General features: G+C 64.3%; 14 protein-coding genes and 1 pseudogene. 6 read left to right on the top strand and 9 right to left on the bottom strand.

Annotation, left to right across the window (positions count from 1 at the left end; all coding sequences use genetic code 11):
- Nucleotides 1-640: 640 nt before the first annotated feature.
- The 5 genes and pseudogenes from RQH86_RS03460 to RQH86_RS03440 form a co-directional block, all read right to left on the bottom strand.
- Nucleotides 641-2269: an MFS transporter gene (locus RQH86_RS03460; protein ID WP_311238213.1), complete on the bottom strand. Its 1629-nt coding sequence runs from the start codon at nt 2267-2269 to the stop codon at nt 641-643.
- A gap of 85 nt (nt 2270-2354) precedes the next feature.
- Nucleotides 2355-4202: an amidohydrolase gene (locus RQH86_RS03455; RefSeq protein ID WP_311238212.1), complete on the bottom strand. Its 1848-nt coding sequence runs from the start codon at nt 4200-4202 to the stop codon at nt 2355-2357.
- Between the two features lie 113 nt (nt 4203-4315).
- Entirely contained in the window at nt 4316-4753 is a 438-nt protein-coding gene (locus tag RQH86_RS03450) for a DoxX family protein (protein WP_115553875.1), read from the bottom strand.
- Entirely contained in the window at nt 4750-5406 is a 657-nt protein-coding gene (locus tag RQH86_RS03445; protein WP_055854039.1) for a hydrolase, read from the bottom strand. The genes RQH86_RS03450 and RQH86_RS03445 overlap by 4 nt, the downstream gene beginning before the upstream one ends.
- Nucleotides 5407-5489: 83 nt before the next feature.
- Nucleotides 5490-5876: pseudogene (locus RQH86_RS03440) on the bottom strand (AraC family transcriptional regulator); the annotation flags it as partial.
- 481 nt (nt 5877-6357) lie between these two features.
- Here RQH86_RS03440 and RQH86_RS03435 point away from each other — a divergent pair.
- The 4 genes from RQH86_RS03435 (at nt 6358) to RQH86_RS03420 (ending at nt 12293) form a co-directional block, all read left to right on the top strand.
- A complete protein-coding gene (locus tag RQH86_RS03435; RefSeq protein ID WP_311238300.1) occupies nt 6358-9450 on the top strand; it encodes a triple tyrosine motif-containing protein in 3093 nt (1030 codons plus the stop codon).
- A complete protein-coding gene (locus tag RQH86_RS03430) occupies nt 9443-10084 on the top strand; it encodes a response regulator transcription factor (protein ID WP_055854030.1) in 642 nt (213 codons plus the stop codon). Before RQH86_RS03435 ends, RQH86_RS03430 begins: the two co-directional genes overlap by 8 nt.
- 410 nt (nt 10085-10494) lie before the next feature.
- A complete protein-coding gene (locus RQH86_RS03425; protein WP_311238211.1) occupies nt 10495-11622 on the top strand; it encodes a Cache 3/Cache 2 fusion domain-containing protein in 1128 nt (375 codons plus the stop codon).
- Nucleotides 11623-11666: 44 nt separating this feature from the next.
- Nucleotides 11667-12293, top strand: coding sequence for a hypothetical protein (locus RQH86_RS03420; RefSeq protein WP_311238210.1), 627 nt, complete (start codon nt 11667-11669; stop codon nt 12291-12293).
- A gap of 364 nt (nt 12294-12657) precedes the next feature.
- Here RQH86_RS03420 and RQH86_RS03415 read toward each other — a convergent pair whose 3' ends face one another.
- Both RQH86_RS03415 and RQH86_RS03410 read right to left on the bottom strand, forming a co-directional pair.
- Entirely contained in the window at nt 12658-13221 is a 564-nt protein-coding gene (locus RQH86_RS03415; protein WP_311238299.1) for a thioesterase family protein, read from the bottom strand.
- Between the two features lie 496 nt (nt 13222-13717).
- A complete protein-coding gene (locus tag RQH86_RS03410) occupies nt 13718-14527 on the bottom strand; it encodes a glutathione S-transferase family protein (RefSeq protein ID WP_311238209.1) in 810 nt (269 codons plus the stop codon).
- A gap of 144 nt (nt 14528-14671) precedes the next feature.
- Here RQH86_RS03410 and RQH86_RS03405 point away from each other — a divergent pair, with 144 nt between their 5' ends.
- Nucleotides 14672-15313: a TetR/AcrR family transcriptional regulator gene (locus RQH86_RS03405; protein ID WP_311238208.1), complete on the top strand. Its 642-nt coding sequence runs from the start codon at nt 14672-14674 to the stop codon at nt 15311-15313.
- Nucleotides 15314-15321: 8 nt separating this feature from the next.
- Nucleotides 15322-16287, top strand: coding sequence for a zinc-binding dehydrogenase (locus tag RQH86_RS03400; RefSeq protein ID WP_311238207.1), 966 nt, complete (start codon nt 15322-15324; stop codon nt 16285-16287).
- Between the two features lie 225 nt (nt 16288-16512).
- On the opposite strand, the gene guaA is transcribed toward RQH86_RS03400, so the two are convergent.
- The gene (gene guaA / locus RQH86_RS03395; RefSeq protein ID WP_311238206.1) at nt 16513-18078 is read right to left on the bottom strand and encodes a glutamine-hydrolyzing GMP synthase; all 1566 of its coding nucleotides are present in this window, start codon (nt 18076-18078) and stop codon (nt 16513-16515) included.
- The gene (locus RQH86_RS03390) at nt 18062-18421 is read right to left on the bottom strand and encodes a hypothetical protein (protein WP_311238205.1); all 360 of its coding nucleotides are present in this window, start codon (nt 18419-18421) and stop codon (nt 18062-18064) included. The genes guaA and RQH86_RS03390 overlap by 17 nt, the downstream gene beginning before the upstream one ends.
- Between the last annotated feature and the right edge of the window lie 2 nt (nt 18422-18423).

Genomic DNA, 18423 nt, shown 5'->3' with positions numbered 1-18423 from the left:
TTTGTTTTGGTACGCATGGATGCGTGGTGATGAGGGTAGCAGCGTTTGTGTCGATAGGCCTGTTGCCATTCGCGCGGAAGTGCATGGCATCACCGCGCGTCGTGGATGGATCGCAGGCGAGCCGAGGACCTGTGCTGCGCTCGAAAAGATACCGAGCCAGCAAGCGAGGTGGCAACGCGTCACCTTCCCAGCGTGAGCACAACAAAGGTCAACCGACCACGCTCATGCGTGGACGCGCAAGTCACGATCTGGCGCAACACCCAGCTGGGCAGAATGAAACCGCCAATCATCGCAACCACCAGCACCGCGCCGGTCGGCGTTGCAGTGCCGGCAGCTCCGGGTCAAGCAATCTGCATCCAATGCTGATCAGCAACGCAAACGATACGTCGACCAATGCAAGACTTTTGCATCGCTCTGCCCTACCCGACCTTGCTGCAAATCTGGCCGTTGCAAGGAATGAGATTGCGCGCAGCCCGCTTAGCCAGAAAATGCTCCAGCAATGCGTAATCCCGGTTCATTGCCAGCACCAGCAATGCACCCACAAACGCGATGGCTGCGGGCGACGGAATTCCCGCCGCTCGCAGCCCAAATCACTGGCCATGTCAGTGCCAGGCCGATTATGCGTGTCGCGTGGAAGTACTCAGATATCCGAATGCGCATGCGGCGGTAACGCGACACCGCCGCCGCCGACGAAGTGACGGACCACGGGTGCGCGTTCGCCTTGATGCAGTGCGCGGATCTGCTCCTGCAACTGGCGGTCGTCGCCGGTGACGCGCTCGTGCTGGCGCAGATGTTCCAGCCACGAGGCGACGATGAAGTATTCCAGTTGCACGCCGGGCGTGGCGGCGTCTTCGGCAATGCCCCAGACCACCGCGCCATCACGACGCCGTGCGTTGCCCAGCTGCGTCATCAACTGCAAAAAGGTGACGCGTGCTTCGGCAGCGATGCGGTATTCGACCGTCACCAGCACCGGACCGCGATCGTGCTCGACCGCATCCGATTGCGCCGGTGCAGGCCAATGCCCGCCGGGGGCAAGGTCCAGCTGCTCGGTGCCAGCAATGCGCGCACGCTTGACCAGCACCGCAGCGATCACCGCACCAACGGCAGCGATCTGCAAGGCGGTCGCGATTGAGGTGCGCTGCGCCAGCGCGCCCCAGACCAGCGAACCCGACGCCATGCCCGCGGAAAACACCACGATGTACAGCGACAACGCACGTGCGCGTACCCAGGCAGGCACCGCCGTTTGCGCGGCGATCTGCAAGGACGACAGCACCGTGATCCACGCCAGGCCGTTGACCACCATCACCACGCACAGCACACCGATCTGACGCGACAACGCCAGCCCCAGTAACGACGCCGCACACACGAGGGTGGCCACAAACACCAGCAGGTCACGGTCGTAGCGCGCACGCAGGCGTGGCAGCAGCAAGGCGCCACTGATCGCACCGATGCCGATGCAGCCCAACAACACGCCATAACTGCCGGCACCCAGCTGCATGTCGCGACGGACCACTAACGGCAGCAATGCGGTCAACGCGCTGGCGAACAGGAAGAACCCGGCGGCCTTGATCAGTACCGCCTGCAGGCGCCCGGCGCGCGCGGCATAGCGCAGGCCGGCACGCAGGCCTGCGCCGAAGCTCTCTGGCGGCAATGCAGACGCATGCGCATCGCGGCGCCAACGCCACAACACCACCAGCATCAATCCGAAGGTCACGCCATTGAGCAGAAATGCCCACGGCGGCCCGAATTGCGCCACGATCAGGCCGCCCACCGCCGGGCCGATCGAGCGGGCGATGTTCATGCCGATCGAATTGAGCGCCACCGCCGAGGCCAGCATCGGCCGCGGCACCAGCTCCGACACGATCGCCGCCTGCGCGGGCATTGCCATCGCTGCGCCCATGCCCATCGCAAAGGTCAATGCCACTAACACCCACGGGGTGAGCAACTGCAGATGCGACAGCAAGGCCAAAACGCCGGCCACCAGCAACATCCAGCCCTGGGTGAACATCAGGTAGCGACGGCGGTCGACGATGTCGGCCAACGTGCCGGCCACCAGCGCGAACAACACCACCGGCAGAGTGGTGGCCGATTGCACGGCCGCCACCATCAATGGCGAGCCGGTCTGTTCGGCCATCACCCAGGACGCGGCGACATCATTGATCCAGGTGCCGATGTTGCTGCCTAAAATGGCCAGCCATAACGCACGAAAGATCGGCTCGCGCAGCGGCGCCCAGGCACCGCCATCGGCGGGTGCGGCAGAAGAAGTCATCGCGGCAAAGCTCCAGTTGACGGGGTGAAACAAACAAGGTGACGGTATGAGATGCGCCGGCAGGCGCATCGAGACAGTGCCGATCTCAGAACGCGAAACACGCGCAACCCAATGCGCCCCAGAAGCCGCGCAAATCATCGCTGGGCGCAGCATGCTGCGCTGCATGTCCATGCGGCCCGTGCGCGCGACACCCGTGGCCGTGCGTGTGCACATGCGCGGCACTGGCAAGGCCGCTGACCGCACCGCCCACGTGATAGCCGCCGAACCGATTGACCGGCGACCAGTCCGGCATGGCCGGCGGCAAGGTCGGTGCCAGCGCGGCAAAGTCGCCATCGCCATGCACCACGCGCCCACCCAACACGGTCAGTACGCTGGTGATGTCGGCAATGGCGGCATCATCGACACGGAAGTAGTCGTCCGATAGCACGATGAAATCGGCCAGTTGCCCCGCCGCCAGCGTGCCCTTGTTGCTCTCGTCGCCAGAGAACCATGCGCTGCCCTGCGTCCACAGCCGCAACGCTTGCTCACGGTCGAGCAGATTCTCTTCGCCGTACAGGGCCAGGCCGCCCACCGTGCGTCCGGTGACCAGCCACGACAACGCCACCCACGGGTTGTAACTGGCAACACGCGTCGCATCGGTGCCGGCGCCCACCGGCACGCCGGCGGCCAGCATGCGACGTACCGGCGGTGTGTGCCGCGCAGCCTGCACGCCGTAGCGTTCGACAAACGCTTCGCCCTGATACGCCATGCGATGTTGCACGGCGATGCCGCCGTTCAATGCACGAATGCGATCGATATTGCGTGGTGTGATGGTTTCGGCGTGGTCGATAAACCAATGCAGGCCATCGAACGGAATGTCGGCGTTGACCTTTTCGTAGACATCGAGAATGCGTTCGATGCTTTCGTCATAGGTGGCATGGATACGGAACGGCCAGCGTTTTTCGACCAGCAGCCGCACCACCTGCTCCAGTTCGGGCTCCAGCTCCGGCGGCAGCTCCGGGCGCGGCTCGCTGAACTGCTCGAAATCCGCCGCGGAAAACACCAGCATTTCGCCGGCGCCGTTGTGCCGCAGCAGATCGTCACCCTTGCGCACCGGCAGCATCTCGGTCCAGCCGCGGAAGTCGTCGACTTCCTTGCCCTTGTTCTGAGTGAACAGGTTATAGGCAATACGTACGCTCAATTGGTCGGCCGCATGTAGCTGCTCGATGACCTGGTAGTCCTCCGGATAATTCTGGAAACCACCGCCGGCATCGATCACCGAAGTGATGCCCAGCCGGTTGAGTTCGCGCATGAAATGACGCGTGGAATTGGCCTGGTACTCCAGCGGCAGGCGCGGGCCCTTGGCCAGGCTGGCGTAGAGAATCAGGGCATTGGGTTTGGCCAGCAACAAGCCGGTGGGATTGCCTAACTTGTCGCGCTCGATGCGCCCGCCGGGCGGATCTGGAGTGGCCTTGTCGTAGCCACAGGCGCGCAAGGCCGCGCGGTTGAGCAAGGCGCGGTCGTAGAGATGCAGCAGAAATACCGGCGTATCCGGTGCGATGGCGTTGATTTCGTCCAGGGTGGGCAGGCGCTTTTCGACAAACTGATGCGCGCTGAAGCCACCGACCACGCGCACCCATTGCGGCGCTGGCGTGCGGTCGACCTGCGCCTTCAACATCGCCATGGCATCGGCAAGCGAACGGACGCCATCCCAGCGCAGTTCCAGGTTGTAGTTGAGTCCGCCGCGGATCAGATGGGTGTGGCTGTCATTGAGTCCGGGCAGCAGGCGTCGGCCTTGTGCATCGATGCTGCGGGCACCGTTTGCCAGCGCCATGATCTGCGCGTCGTCGCCCACCGCCACGATGCGCCCATCGGCCATTGCAATGGCAGTGGCGCTGGGCTGACGAGGATCCAGCGTGGTGATGCGCGCATTGCGAACGACAAGATCGACCATCGGAGATTTCCTTGAAGCAGACGAAGTGCCGGGCAAGGCGCCCAACGCAAGACCGGCCGCAGCGCCCTGCATCCACAGGCGCCGCCCGGCATCGTGATCATTTGGTGCGCCGCTCATGCGGCACCACGCTTGCGCAGCCCATCCAGCGACCACGCGCCACCGCCGGCAGCGACCAGGGCCAGCAACACCAGCAACCACATCAGCGGGTACTCCATGCCACCGTGCATCCAGAACCAGCCCTTCGGCACGGCCACCACCACAGTGGTAGCGATGAACACCGCTGCCAGCGCGGCACTGGCACGCGTCCATAGACCCAGCAATACCGCCAGCCCGGAGAGCGTCTGCACCAAGGCCAGCAGCAACGGCAACGGTGCTGCAGACGGAAAGCCGAATTGCTGCAATTCAGCAGCGAATCCAGGCAGCCCCGGACCACCGAACCATCCCAGCAACTTGCCCAGGCCATGCGGCAGCAGGAAGCCGCCGCCGGCAATGCGCAGCATCAACAACGCCGACGCAAGGCCGGCGTTGCCGCGTGGTGCCGATGCGTTCAATGCCCGCCTTCCTGCGCGCCGAACATGGTCTTGGCGTATTGAATGCCGATGCCGTAGCCGCCTGCATGCGCACGTGCGATGCCGGTGGTGAGGTCGTAGGTGTCGCTACGCGCCCAATCGCGCTGCAATTCCAGCAGGTACTGCACGCTGGTGATGGGCGCAGCGCCGGCCTGCACCATGCGCGTCACTGCACGCTCATGCGCTTCGTCGCTGACATCGCCGCAGGCGTCGGTGATGACGTACACCTCAAACCCCTGCTCGATCGCCGACAGCGTCGGGCCGACGATGCACACGCTGGTCCACAGCCCGGCAATCACCAGCCGCTGCTTGCCGATGGCGTTGACGCGATCGATCACGCCCTGGTCTTCCCAGGCATTCATGCTGGTGCGGTCGAACACCGGCTCGCCGGCAAAGATCTCCGGCAACTCGGGAAACAGCGGACCGGAGAACGACTTTTCTGCAACCGTGGTCAAAATCACCGGCACTTTGAAGCCTTTGGCGCCCTTGGCAATCAACGACACGTTGTTGCGCAGCGCCGAGATGTCGATGGTGTGCGTGGCGAAGGCCATCTGCGATTGATGGTCGATCAGGATCAGCGCGTGATCGGCGGGCGACAACAGGGATTTACCGGGGACGGCAGTGGCAGTGGTCATGCGTGATGCTCCATGGGTGTTGAGAAGGAATGAGCGTTGTGCCGATGTGCACGCGGTGCGGGTGTCGCGGTGCAGGTAACGTTCGCCACTTGCGCGGCAAAGCGTGCCGGCGTGCACCCTGTGGCGTTGCGGAAGCTGCGCACGAAATGGCTTTGATCGAAGAAGCACAGATCGGTGGCAATCTGGCTGATGGTGTGGCGGCCTTCGCGCAGCATCGCCTGTGCGCGTTCGAGCCGACGCCGCCGCAGATACTCCATCGGGCTGGCGCCAATCGCGTCGCGAAACACGCGTGCGAAATGGAAACGGCTCATGCAGGCGGCGCCGGCCAGTTGGGTCACGCCGATGGGCTCGTACAGATGTGTGTCGATGTACTGCAGTGCTCTTGCAACAGCACGTACGCGTGGGGCATGCAGTGCGCGCACGTTGCCTGCCTGCAGATCGGGGCGACCAGCGGCAATCAGACTTGCCATGTGGCGTCTCCGGCGGGGAATGTCGCCATGGTGCGGCGAACATCCGTATCGCCCCACCCCTGATGGTGAGGCGGATCGCTCACTCTTTAGGGTGAGTCACATGCCGCTGCGACAACCTGGCACCGGACCTCACGCCTGCATCGATGCGACATGCACCACGCGTGCATGCCGGCACACCGGCGATAGCGCGCATCCCTGATGCTGTATGCGTTGCAGCGTCCAGGTCGGCATCGACACACCGCAGGGGGCCAAGCGAACCCCACCGCACAACACCACGCCGTACACAAGCAACGTTCCTGCGCCGATCGAATGCTGCCACCAACATTAGGGACGCCACGCAGCGCACACTGCGTCGCGACGGCGCGCGCCCGACGCGATGCGCCAGTCCTTGCGTACTCCAGCCTTACCCGATTTGCTGTCCCACGTCCCTCCCCCGAAAGAGGTGGTGGTGCTTCCCCCGATCTCGCCCGACAATGCTGCGATGCCGCATGAGCCCGTCATCCGATCCCCCCTGCTGTTTCGCCTGTGCGCGGCGGTGATCGTTGTGATGTGCAGTTGCTGGTGGGCATGCCCGCCCGTGCGCGCCGAAGGCATCGCCGCCACCCGTGCGGGACTGCTGCAATTCCACCACACCGCCTGGAGCACCGAACGCGGCGCACCGGCCGACATCTGGGATATCCAGCAAGCCGACGCCGGGCCGTTGTGGTTGGCAACCGGCTTCGGTCTGTTTCAGTTCGATGGCGACCACTTCGCGCGGCAGGCGCCGCCGGATGGCGAGGCCTACGCGTCGCACAACATGACCGTGCTGGCGCTGGCGCCGGACGACACCGCCTGGATCGGCTACTTCAACGCCGGCATCGATCGCCTCGCGGACGGCCACCTCACGCACTTCCGCCCGGGCAAGGACGTGCCCGACGGCATGGTGTTCCGCATCGAGCACGATGGCAGTGGACGCTGGTGGGCGGCCATCGATGGCGGTTTGTGCTGGTTCGATGGCCAGCGCTGGCAGCGTGCCGGTGCCGACTGGGGGTACACCGCCGAACGCGCGCATTGGTTGCTGCGCGATGTGCGCGGCACGCTATGGGTCAGCGACGGTACGCAGATTCTGTCGTTGCGGTCTGGCGCCAAGCGGTTCGAACCCAGCGGTCAGCAGGTGGGTGTATACGTCACCATGGCCGAGAGCCCGGACGGTGCGATCTGGGTCGCAGACCCGTACCGCGGCGTGTTTGCGTTGACCGATGCGCAAGGCAACGTGCTGCCCGCAGCGGCGCGTGCCCGGCCGCAATTTCCCGGGTTATTCGCGCGGCGCATCCGCTTCATGCGCGACGGCGCGCTGTGGGGCAGCGACTACGCGGCGCATGGCCTGTTCCGGATTGCCTTGCCCACTTCGCCCACGCCGGTGCTGGAGCGCTTCGGACCGGTGCAGGGGCTGACCTCGGCCACCGCCGGCCCGTTGCTCGAAGACCGCGAAGGCAATTTGTGGGCCGGCACCAATCTGGGCCTCAACCGGTTCCGGCATCGCGCGTTGCTGCCGCTGGCGCCGTTGCTGCCGGGCCAGGCAATGGCCGTGGCGACTTTCAATCCCGCACCTGGCACGTCTGCACGCCCGCTCCTGACCAGCCTGCGCGATGGCCGGCTGCTGGCGTTGAGCCGCGATCGCGTCGCAGGCCTGCAGCATGGTGCGTCCACCCACATCCTGGATGTGCCAGCGACCACCAACGGCTGGGTACTTGGCGAGCACGCCCTGCTGCGCCTGCAGGCCGGCCGCGCGCAGCCCGTGACGCTGCCGCTCGGCCTGACGACCGGCGCCATCCGCGCCTTCGTGGTGGACAGCCGCAACCATCCCTGGGTCTGCCCGGATGCGAGCGGCCCCTACGCATTCGATGGCAGCGCCTGGCAGCCACTGGCCAATCTGCAGGACACCCCGTGCACGGTGCTCGCCAATACGCAGAATGGCGGCATGTGGGTGGGCACCATCAAAGGCGATGTGCGCTTGCTGCGGAGCAGGCAGTTGACGCACTACAGCGCCGAAGATGGCCTGTCGGTGGGGCCGATCACCGCCATCTGGCAACGCCCGTCGCTCACCCTGGTCGCCGGCGAAACCGGGCTGGCAGCGCTGGGCACCGATGGCCGTTTCCGACAGGTGCCCGATCAAACCAATCCGCTCCTGCAAGGCATCACCGGCGTCGTGCAGGACCGCCACGGCACCTTGTGGTTGAACGGCAACCGCGGCGTGGTGCAGATCAGTCAACGCGCGCTGCTGAGCAGCGTGCAATCGGGCGTGGCCAGCCCGGTCCTGCGCCTGTACGACATCATGGACGGGCTACCCGGTGTCGCCCAGCAGGCCACGCCGGTCCCCACGGCCATCGCTGCCGACGACGGCCTGCTGTGGTTCACCACCAACCAGGGCCTGGCCTGGCTGGATCCCGAACAGACCTACCGCAACCCCACCGCGCCGGAGGTCTTCATCACCGAAGTGGTTGCCAACGACCGCCCCTACCCGCGCACGGCTGGACTGCGCCTGCCTCAATGGACCCACCGCCTGCGCATCGGCTACGACGCGGTCAGCCTCACCCGCCCCGAGCGCGTGCGCTTTCGCTACCGGCTGGAAGGCGTGGACGCGCAATGGCAGGACGCCGGCAATCGTAACGAGGCGTTCTATACCAACCTCACGCCCGGCCGTTACCGCTTCCGCATTGCCGCCGCCAACAACGATGGCGTGTGGAACGAGCGCGGCGACACGCTGGACTTCGTGATCGAGGCGGCCTTCGTGCAGACCTGGCAATTCAAGGTGTGCGTCGCGCTGGCCTTGCTGCTGACGCTTGCGATCAGCTGGCGCATGCGCACCCGGCACGTTGCCGGACGCCTGCGCGCGCGGCTGGAAGAGCGTTACCGCGAACGCGAACGCATCGCCCGCGAGTTGCACGACACCTTGTTACAGGGCACCCAGGGGCTGATCCTGCGGCTGCATGCCGCCAGTCGCTCGTTGCCCGGCAACGACCCGCGCCGGCTGGAACTGGAGCAGGCGGTCGATCTGGCCGAAAACGCACTGGTCGAAGGCCGCGACCGCGTCAACGGCCTGCGCGACAGTTACTCGCTGCGCCAGGATCTGGCCGCCGCATTGCAGCGCTCGCGCGATGCCACCATGCCCCCGCCTGCGGCCGAGCTGCAGGTCTCGGTGGAGGGTCGCCCGGTGGCGCTGCGCCCGATGGTGGCCGACGAACTGTTCCAGCTTGGCCGCGAAGCGTTGGCCAATGCCGATCGCCACGCCGACGCCGCGCAGATCACGCTGGAACTGCGTTACGGTTCACGTGACTTCGTGCTGCGCATCCGCGACGATGGCTGCGGCCTGGACCCGGACGTGCTGCATGGCCAAGCGCGCACCGGGCACTGGGGGCTGACCGGCATGCAGGAACGCGCGCAACGCATCGGCGCCAAGATGCAGTTGTGGTCGCGTCCGGGCAGCGGCACCGAAATCCAGATCATGCTTCCCGCCCGTACCGCCTATGCAACGCCACCGCGCTGGTGGTGGCCATTTCGACCTGCACAATCCACGGAGAGCTCCAATGGCTGAGATGGTCAAACCGACCGACGTACTGGTGGTAGACGATCATCCGCTGCTGCGCGACGGTCTCAGCGCCATGCTGACCGCCGAACACGACATGCGCGTGGTCGGCGAAGCCGAAGATGGCGAACAGGCAGTGGCTTGCTACGCCAGCCTGCGCCCGGATGTGGTGCTGATGGATCTGCAGATGCCGCGCGTGGATGGCGTCGAAGCCATCCAGCGTATCCGCCGCGTCGATCCCACCGCCAAGGTCATCGTGCTGACCACCTATACCGGCGATGTGCGTGCGGTGCGCGCACTGCAGGCCGGCGCCTGCGGCTACCTTCTCAAGAGCGCATTGCGCCGCGAGCTGGTCGACACCATCCGCGACGTGCGGCGTGGCCAGCGCCGGCATGTTCCGGCATCGGTGGCCGAAAACATCGCCGCCCACGTGCTCGACGACGCGCTGTCCGCCCGCGAGACCGAAGTGCTGAGTCTGGTCGCGACCGGGTGTTCCAACAAACAGATCGGCAACGCCTTGAGCATTTCCGAAGAGACGGTCAAGGCACACATGAAGAACATCCTGGCCAAGCTCGGCGTGCGCGATCGCACCCATGCGGTCACCGTTGCCTTGCGCCGCGGGATCCTGTCGCTGGAAACCTGAGTGGCTGGCCGCTGACCGCTGGCCATGCCCATGGCCAGGCGGATGGCGCATCCGGGTGGTCGCCCCCCAAACTGCGCGTCCTCCGGCTGCCGCGGCTCGGTAACAGCGGCCACCGGGCCCTGCAAAGACGCGTCGGTGTTCGATTGCCCCAAGGACAGCCACCTCAAACCGCCCACCGCACCCACCATCAGCCACATTGCAACCCAGTCCACCATTCTTGAACGCAAGGCGCACGACGCGATCGACACGCACTCTCAAATCGATCGGCTTGAGCTATCTTATGCACCGCCAAGCGGCATGGGGGCCGCTTCAGCATCTTGTCTGGCAGCCGATAACGGCTAGGTCCGACCGCTGCACTGCGCTGCGGCGGCACTCGATTCAATCATTTAAACGCGTTCAGGGGAATTGCGATGCTTCGTCACTCTTTGCGGGTGCGCCTGCTGTTGCCGGTGCTGGCCTTGGTGCTGGTTGTGGTGGTGGCACTCACGGTCATTCTGGCCATTACCGAAGCGAACCGGGTCAAGTTCGAAACCGGCGACGCGATCGAGCGCCAGTCGGTGTCCTTGCAGACCTTGTTCGCGGTCACCCGCTCGATGATGCTCGACCGCGTCAATTCCTCGATGCGCCAGCTGCGCAAGGAAGCCAATGCACAGGGCGCCCCGAGCATGGGCAGCGACATCCGCGTCGCCGACCGCAGCGCCAGCGACCTGCTGCTGGGCCAGCGCCCGCAGGCGAATTCCTTCACCATGCTGGACGACGTCACCGCGATCCACGAAGGCACCGCGACGCTGTTCTCGCGCACCGGCGATGAGTTCGTGCGTATCTCCACCAACGTCAAGAAGGAAGACGGCAGCCGCGCCATCGGCACCGTGCTCGATCCCAACGGCCAGGCCGCGGCCAAGCTGCGTAACGGCGAAAGCTTCTACGGCGTGGTCGACATCCTCGGCAACCCGTACGTCACCGGCTACGAGCCGATCTTTGCCGGCAACGACAAGCGCGTCATCGGCGCCTGGTACGTCGGCTACAAGGCCGACACCCAGGCCCTGGAAAACGTGGTCAGCAGCCGTCGCGTGCTCGATTCCGGCTTCATCGCCGTGTTCGACAGCAAGAACAAACTGCGCTTTCAGTCCACCACCGGTGCCACCACCGACACCGCCACCATCGAGCGCATCGTCAAGGAAAGCCCGGACGACTGGGTCGTGACCAAGCAGGAAGTGCCGGATTGGGGCTTCACCCTGGTCTCGGCGTATCCCAAGAGCGACGTCAATGGCGTGATCGTGCGTCAGTCGCTGTGGATCGCCGGCATCGGCCTGTTGGTTTGCGCACTGTTGCTTGGCCTGCAGTGGGCGCTGATCTGGAGCCGCGTGTTGCGCCCCATCCAGCATCTGACCACCGTGGCCGAAGAACTGAGCCTGGGCAAGTGGAACCACACCATCGAAGAGGTCAACCTCAAGGATGAAATTGGTACCCTGGCGCGCGCCATCTCCCGCCTGTCCAACAGTGTCCGGTTGGCCATGGAGCGCCTCAGCAAACGCTGAGCCGCTTCACCCGATTTCGTACCAGATGATGCAAGGAAGACGCCATGTCCAATGAATTCCGTCCGCTGATCGATGTCCTGCGCGAGCTCAGGGCGTTGGCATTGAAGAAGGCGTCCGGCTTTCTGTTTGTCGTCACCGAAGAAAACCATTCCTGCATCGTCCGCCTCAACGCCGGACAGATCGAAGAAGTGGTCTTTCGCATGCTGCGCAATGATGAGGCGGTGCAACGCCTCACCATGGTCGGTGCCGCGAAGGCCCGCTTCCAGGTGGACCCCGGTGCCGGCATGGGCAAGCCGTCGTTGCTGAGCGAAGACTCGCGCCAGTGGTTGATGGGCGGCTTCGAACAGGATCTGGGCGGCGCCCCTGCCCCGGCGCGCGCACCCGTGGCACCCGCGCCGGTGGCGGCTTCACCGGTCGCAGCCGCCGCGCCAGCACCCGCGCCGTCAGGCAACGCCAGTGCCGGCGCGCCGGACGATCGCGTACGCGATGCATTGGAAAAAGTCGCGCTGAACTATCTCGGCCCCATCGCCGGCATGCTCTGCGACGAAGCCTGGGACGCGTCCAGCGATATCGAGCAGGTGCTCAGCCAGCTCGGCGCCAACCTGGCCACACCGCAGGAAGCGCAGAAGTTCATGGCCGACGCACGTACGGCGTTAGCCAGGGTGCGTTGAGCAGGATCGATGGCGAGCTGATCGTTTCAGCTCGCTGTTGCTGCATGCGACGCCACGGGCTGCGCATGCTTCATCTCATTTAAGCGGCCTTCGACGCATTGCCCCAAATGATTCCGATCGACACCGACGAGCGCCTGGCGCTCTTTTTTTTGTGTGCTCGCGACGCTGGCGAACAGCAACGCTGCAGGCGCAGTCTGCGTTTATTGACTCTCGATGCAACTGGGCTGTGCGCCGTGGCCTACCATCGGCTGCGCTACGCGCAATGGCGGTGGAATTCCAGCTGGTCTAAGCCCATTGTCATGCGATGCCTCGCGATTGCGTTGTCTCGCCCGCACCGCGTCTTTGTTCTCCCCATCAAGCTCGGTCAGCGTCGCTCTGTCCAGTCGTCGATCTCCGATTTGAGGGCAGCGTCGGCGGCTAGCAATGCATTGGCCGCATCGCCCAGCGGCGGTGATGTTGTATCCACCACGCCGATCGACTGCAGCACGGTTTCTGCCTTCACGAATGCTCGGTTACCGCGGTCATAGAAACCGATCAGCAGCAGCCCTCTGGCAGCCAGGGTTCTGTCCGATCCGGTAAGTATCCGCTGCTCGACGATCAGGCGGGTTCCGCTCCAGCCGATGAGCCGTGTTTCAAGATCGAATGCGTGGAAGGGCTTGAGTTCCCTTCGAAACTGGATGGCTCCCGAACCAACAATCGGCGCCCACTTCGCTCGCACCGCTACCTTGGCTAGGCCGGTACGCAGCACCATGTCCAACCGCCCGAGATCGAAGATCGTCCAGTAGCGCCCATTGGTCATATGCAGGTTGGCATCGATGTCGTTCGGGAGCACGCGCAATCTGAGACGCGACACGTCTGAGCGCACCTGCATCCGCGGCCGGAACAGACTTGTCACGAACAAGACCATCAGGCGAAACCAAAGATTCATTCCAATGCCTGCGATGGGTAAAGAGTGATGAAATTTGATGATCGAGCCCGGCGCTTGTTGATAGGGGTCGCCAAACCCATGCTCGACCATCATGGGGGCCGCACCCGCTGCCGAAGAAAACGCCGTCAGACTCGATGCAGCACTGCAGCAGCAACGTATTCGCGATCATCCGCGCACAGTCGACGATACAGGTGACGGGAGCCGTGGCGACATCGGCCTGCCCTACTCCTCTGCAGACGGCACTGGGTGATCGGACTAGCCACTGCAGGTGCCAACAGCATGCGCGTCATCCAACACGGCGCATGCCCGCTTGCCACACCACATCAACGCGCCTCAAAAGCGATTGCTCATGGCGCAGCTCCTGATTCAAGATGGGAGTGTGTCATCGGTAGCGTAATGGGCGGGGATGCCGCCCATCGATGCGACTGCGCGACTGCGCGCCATCGTCTTCCTGATGGACGCAGAGCATGCTGCGCCCACGAGGCAAGCGATGTGGTTAGCTGGGCTGGAAGGCCAGCTTCAGCTCTGGGTACCACTGCGCCGTGACGGTGGCGATGAAGCGCCCCAGGTTCGGAAGCGTGCGGGCGTAATCGGTGATCTCAGGGTGCAGACCGTGCGCCTGGAAGAACGCTTGGGTGAAACCAAAGACCACCGCGTCATAGGAACTGGCGCGATCGCTGCCGAGCAGGAAGCGCTTGTCGCCGATCAGCACGTCGATCGCACTCAGGTCCTTCTTTGCCTTGTCGATGATCTCCGCTTCGGTGAAGCGCGCAATGCCTTGATCGAAGCAGCGCTTGCGGAAGTCTTCGCGACGCGTCTTGAGCGCTTCCTGGATCTCTTCCGGCAGTGCCGTCGGATCGCCAACCATGGTCTTCAGCAAGAAGTCCCAGCCGCCTTGGTCGAAGAACTCGTAATAGATGATGATCCAGTAGAGATGGTCTTCGAGCGTGCCCTGCACTACTTGGCCGAGCGCTTTCTGCTCTGCGCTCAGGTGTGCATCGGGGTCGCCGAGCGTGCCCTTGAGATAGTCGATGATGAGGCTGCTGTCGGCGATCCGGGTGTCGCCGACGCTGATGAAGGGCACTTTGCCGCGTGGGCCAACGTCCGGGACCGGCACCGAAACGAGCTCATGCTTGATACCGAACATCCGAAAATACGCCTGCAACTTGGCGGCATAGGGGGAAAGACTTGCAACGTAAGCCGACAGACTGTTCTCGCCGAGCGTGACCGCATGCAGGTTCAGGACTATCTCGGCATCGATATGGAGGGCGTCGTACGGGTTCTCATAAACAGGGTATTGCTGCATTTCAATTCCTTGAGCACTGGGTCGGTGGATGCGGATTGCCGGGGAACCGGCAGCTGGATACGACGGGCCGGATGGCGATGACAGCGCGTCCGTGTTTTTGTACTATATCGAACATAAATCGTGCCGACAAGGATTTTTTGCGAAATGGTACATAAAAAAACCGAAGGTCCCGTGCGGCCCCGCGGGCGCCCACGGAAATTCGACGAGGCCACCGTGCTGGAACGTGCGCGCGATGTGTTCTGGAACCATGGCTACGCCGCGACTTCGCTAGACGAGCTCGCTGCCGCAACGGGGCTCAACCGCCCTAGCCTCTACGCGACGTTTGGCGACAAGCACGCGCTCTACCTGCGCGCACTTGAGGAAAACAAAGCGTGGTCCGTAGACGGGGTTCGCCAGCACATGGGCAGCGATGGCCCACTGCACGAGGTGCTGCGCAGCTTTTTTCTTGCTGCGGCAGAGAGCACGCTAGCCGGCGAGATGGGAGCGCGCGGTTGCTTCGTCGTCTGCACGGCGGTCACCGAGTCGCTTCGCGACCCCGAGACGCGCACCGTGGCGGCAAGCTATGTCGAAGGTGTCGATCTCGCCTTCCGTGAGCGCTTCGAACGCTCGCAAGAGGAGTTGAACAGAGGCGTCGATCCCGCATCTGCCGCCGCCGTCGCATCCGCCATGCTGCAGACCTTGGCGGTGCGGGCGCGTACCGGCAGTGGGCGCGAGGAATTGACCGGCATCGTGCATGCTGCGGTCATCGCGATTTGCGGTCGCCCGCCTGCGGGAGTTGAGGCATGAGAGCCGCGGTGTTCGATGCGGGCGGCGCACCCGAATCCTTTCGCATTGCCGAACTGCCGGACCCACGTCCGGGCGATGCGGACGTGCTGATCCGCGTGGCGGCGATCAGCATCGAAGGCGGCGATCTTGCGGATCGGCGGACGGGCCGAACGCGGTATCCCGGCATTCCCGGCTACGCAGCCGCTGGAGTGATTGTTGCCCTGGGCCGCGCCGTCAGCGGGTTACGTGTCGGGCAGCGGGTGACTAGCTTTGCCTTCGACGGCTCGCACGCCGAACTGCGCGTTGCGCCAGCCGCAACCACCTTTGCGATTCCCGACGGCCTCGACATGGGAGTTGCCGCGGCGATTCCCTGTGGGCCAGGCACGGCGGCGCTGGCGCTTCAACTAGGCAACGTGAGTTCCGGCGACACCGTCCTGATCACCGGTGCGACAGGCGGCGTCGGCAACGCCGCAGTGCAGATTGCAGCAGCCAAGGGCGCGCGCGTGATCGGCACCTCACGCAGCCGCGAACGTCTGGAAAAGCTCAGGCCGATGGGCCTATCCGATGCCATCGTCATCGGCGATCGACCAACCAGCCAGCAGCTGCGTGAAATGACCGATGGGCGTGGCGCAGATTTGCTGATCGACACGATCGGAGGCGATGCGCTGACGGACGGGCTGCTGGCACTGGCAGACGGAGGCCGCGCCGTGATGGTCGGGGTGATTGGTGGCTTCAATACGCCGATCGATGCCGGCGTTCTTCTCGTGCATCGGCTGACGCTCACCGGCTGCTTCTTGGGCCCGGTCATGGGTGAGCCGGCCACACGCGCATTGATCGAAGATCTGCTCTTCGCGAGCGCGCAAGGACGCTTCACCGTGCCGGTCGATGCCAGATTCGCATTCGCCGACATCGCTGCCGCGCACCGCCACGCGGAGACGGCTGGCAGAGTGGGACGCGTGATTGTTTCCGTGCTGCCGGAGGACTTCCGAGCCTGACTGCGGCAGCACGTGTGCTGGCGGCTGCGCTTGTCCGATAAGGCGGGTAATGACCTACACGCGCTTGCACGACCGGATGCAGTTCCACGATCCGGCCGCCGGTTTTTATCGGCGCCTTCTCCACCAATCTGTCAGCGCCCGTCAACCAGAGCTGCCGCGACGCATGGTGTTGCAATCAATACGTCGCGCAATGCATTGCTAGCCAAAAGTCCCGAAGGACCTCACTCACTCCCACTCGATCGTCGCCGGCGGCTTGCCGGAGATGTCGTAGACCACCCGCGAGACGCCGCGCAGTTCGTTGATGATGCGGTTGCTCACCGTACCGAGGAAGTCGTACGGCAGGTGCGCCCAATGCGCGGTCATGAAGTCGATGGTCTCCACCGCACGCAGTGCGATCACCCATTCGTACGCACGCGCATCGCCGACCACGCCGACGGATTTCACCGGCAAAAACACTGCAAATGCCTGGCTGGTCTTGTCGTACAGATCGGCCTTGCGCAGCTCGTCGATGAAGATCGCATCGGCCTTGGCCAACAGTTCGGCGTATTCGCGCTTCACTTCGCCCAGGATGCGCACGCCCAGGCCCGGGCCCGGGAACGGATGGCGATAGACCATGGTGCGCGGCAGGCCGAGTTCGACGCCGAGGCGACGCACTTCGTCCTTGAACAGTTCGCGCAGCGGCTCGACCAGGCCAAGCTTCATGTGTTCCGGCAGGCCGCCCACATTGTGGTGGCTCTTGATCACGTGCGCCTTGCCGGTCTTGCTGCCGGCCGACTCGATCACGTCCGGATAGATCGTGCCCTGCGCCAGCCACTTGGCATTGGCCAGCTTGTTGGATTCTTCGTCGAAGATATCCACGAACAGGTTGCCGATGATCTTGCGCTTGGCTTCCGGATCGCTCACGCCTTCGAGCTTGGCGAAATAGCGGTCCGCCGCATTGACGCGGATCACCTTCACGCCCATGTGCTCGGCGAACATCGCCATCACCTGGTCGCCTTCCTGCCAGCGCAGCAGGCCGGTGTCGACGAACACGCAGGTCAGCTTGTCGCCGATCGCCTTATGCAACAGCGCCGCGACCACCGACGAATCCACACCGCCGGACAATCCGAGAATCACTTCGTCATCGCCCACCTGTTCGCGCACGCGCGCGATCTGGTCGTCGATGATGTTGGCCGCCGTCCACAGGGTCTGGCAGCCGCAGACATCGACCACAAAGCGGCGCAGCAAGGTCTGGCCCTGCAGCGTGTGCGTCACTTCCGGATGGAACTGCACGCCGTACCAGCGCTTGTCCTCGTTGGACATCGCCGCCACCGGAATGCGGTCGGTCACGGCAGTAATCGTGAAGCCGGGCGGCACCTGCGACACGTGATCGCCGTGGCTCATCCACACGTTCAAACGCGAGGCGCCGGCATGGTCGGTCAAGCCGGAAAACAGTGCATCGGCCGCGACGACATCCACCTCGGCATGGCCGAATTCGCGTTGGTCGGCCGCTTCGGTGGCGCCGCCCAGCTGCGCAGCTAACGTCTGCATGCCGTAGCAGATACCGAAGACCGGCAAGCCGCTGTCGAACACTTGCTGCGGCGCGACCGGCGCCCCCGGCAAGGTGGTCGATTCCGGGCCACCGGACAGAATGATGCCCTTGGCCCCGAACCCGGCAATCTCGGACGGATCATGATCCCAGGCCCAGATCTCGCAGTACACGCCGATTTCGCGGATGCGCCGCGCGATCAACTGCGTGTACTGCGCGCCGAAATCGAGGATGAGGATCTTGTCGTTATGCAGGCTGGACATCGTTACTCGCAGGGCGAAGGCGGCGCGCTCGGCGCCACTCCAGGAAAAGAACAAGCAGCGGAGCGCAGAGCACTCCCGGCCACAACAAAAGCGTTCCCATCATCAGGTAGAGCAAGCCGTAGAGCGCACTGGCCAGCAGTGTTGCCGACGCGACGCGCACCACCACGCGCTGCAGGTGTACGGTGGCGCCAAATGCCAACAGCACCGGGGCCGATGCCACCAACAGATACATCAACGCGAAGAACGTCCAGCGATACAACACTGAAGACACCGCCAGCAATCCCAGCGCCACCACGGTCATTGCCGAGATGACCGCAAGATAGGCGAGCGATGCCTTCCACATTC

This window comes from Xanthomonas sp. WCS2018Noco2-27, assembly GCF_031843525.1.
Classification (GTDB): domain Bacteria; phylum Pseudomonadota; class Gammaproteobacteria; order Xanthomonadales; family Xanthomonadaceae; genus Xanthomonas.
Note: the sequence above shows the minus strand (reverse complement) of the source record. Positions and strands in the feature narration are given on the sequence as shown.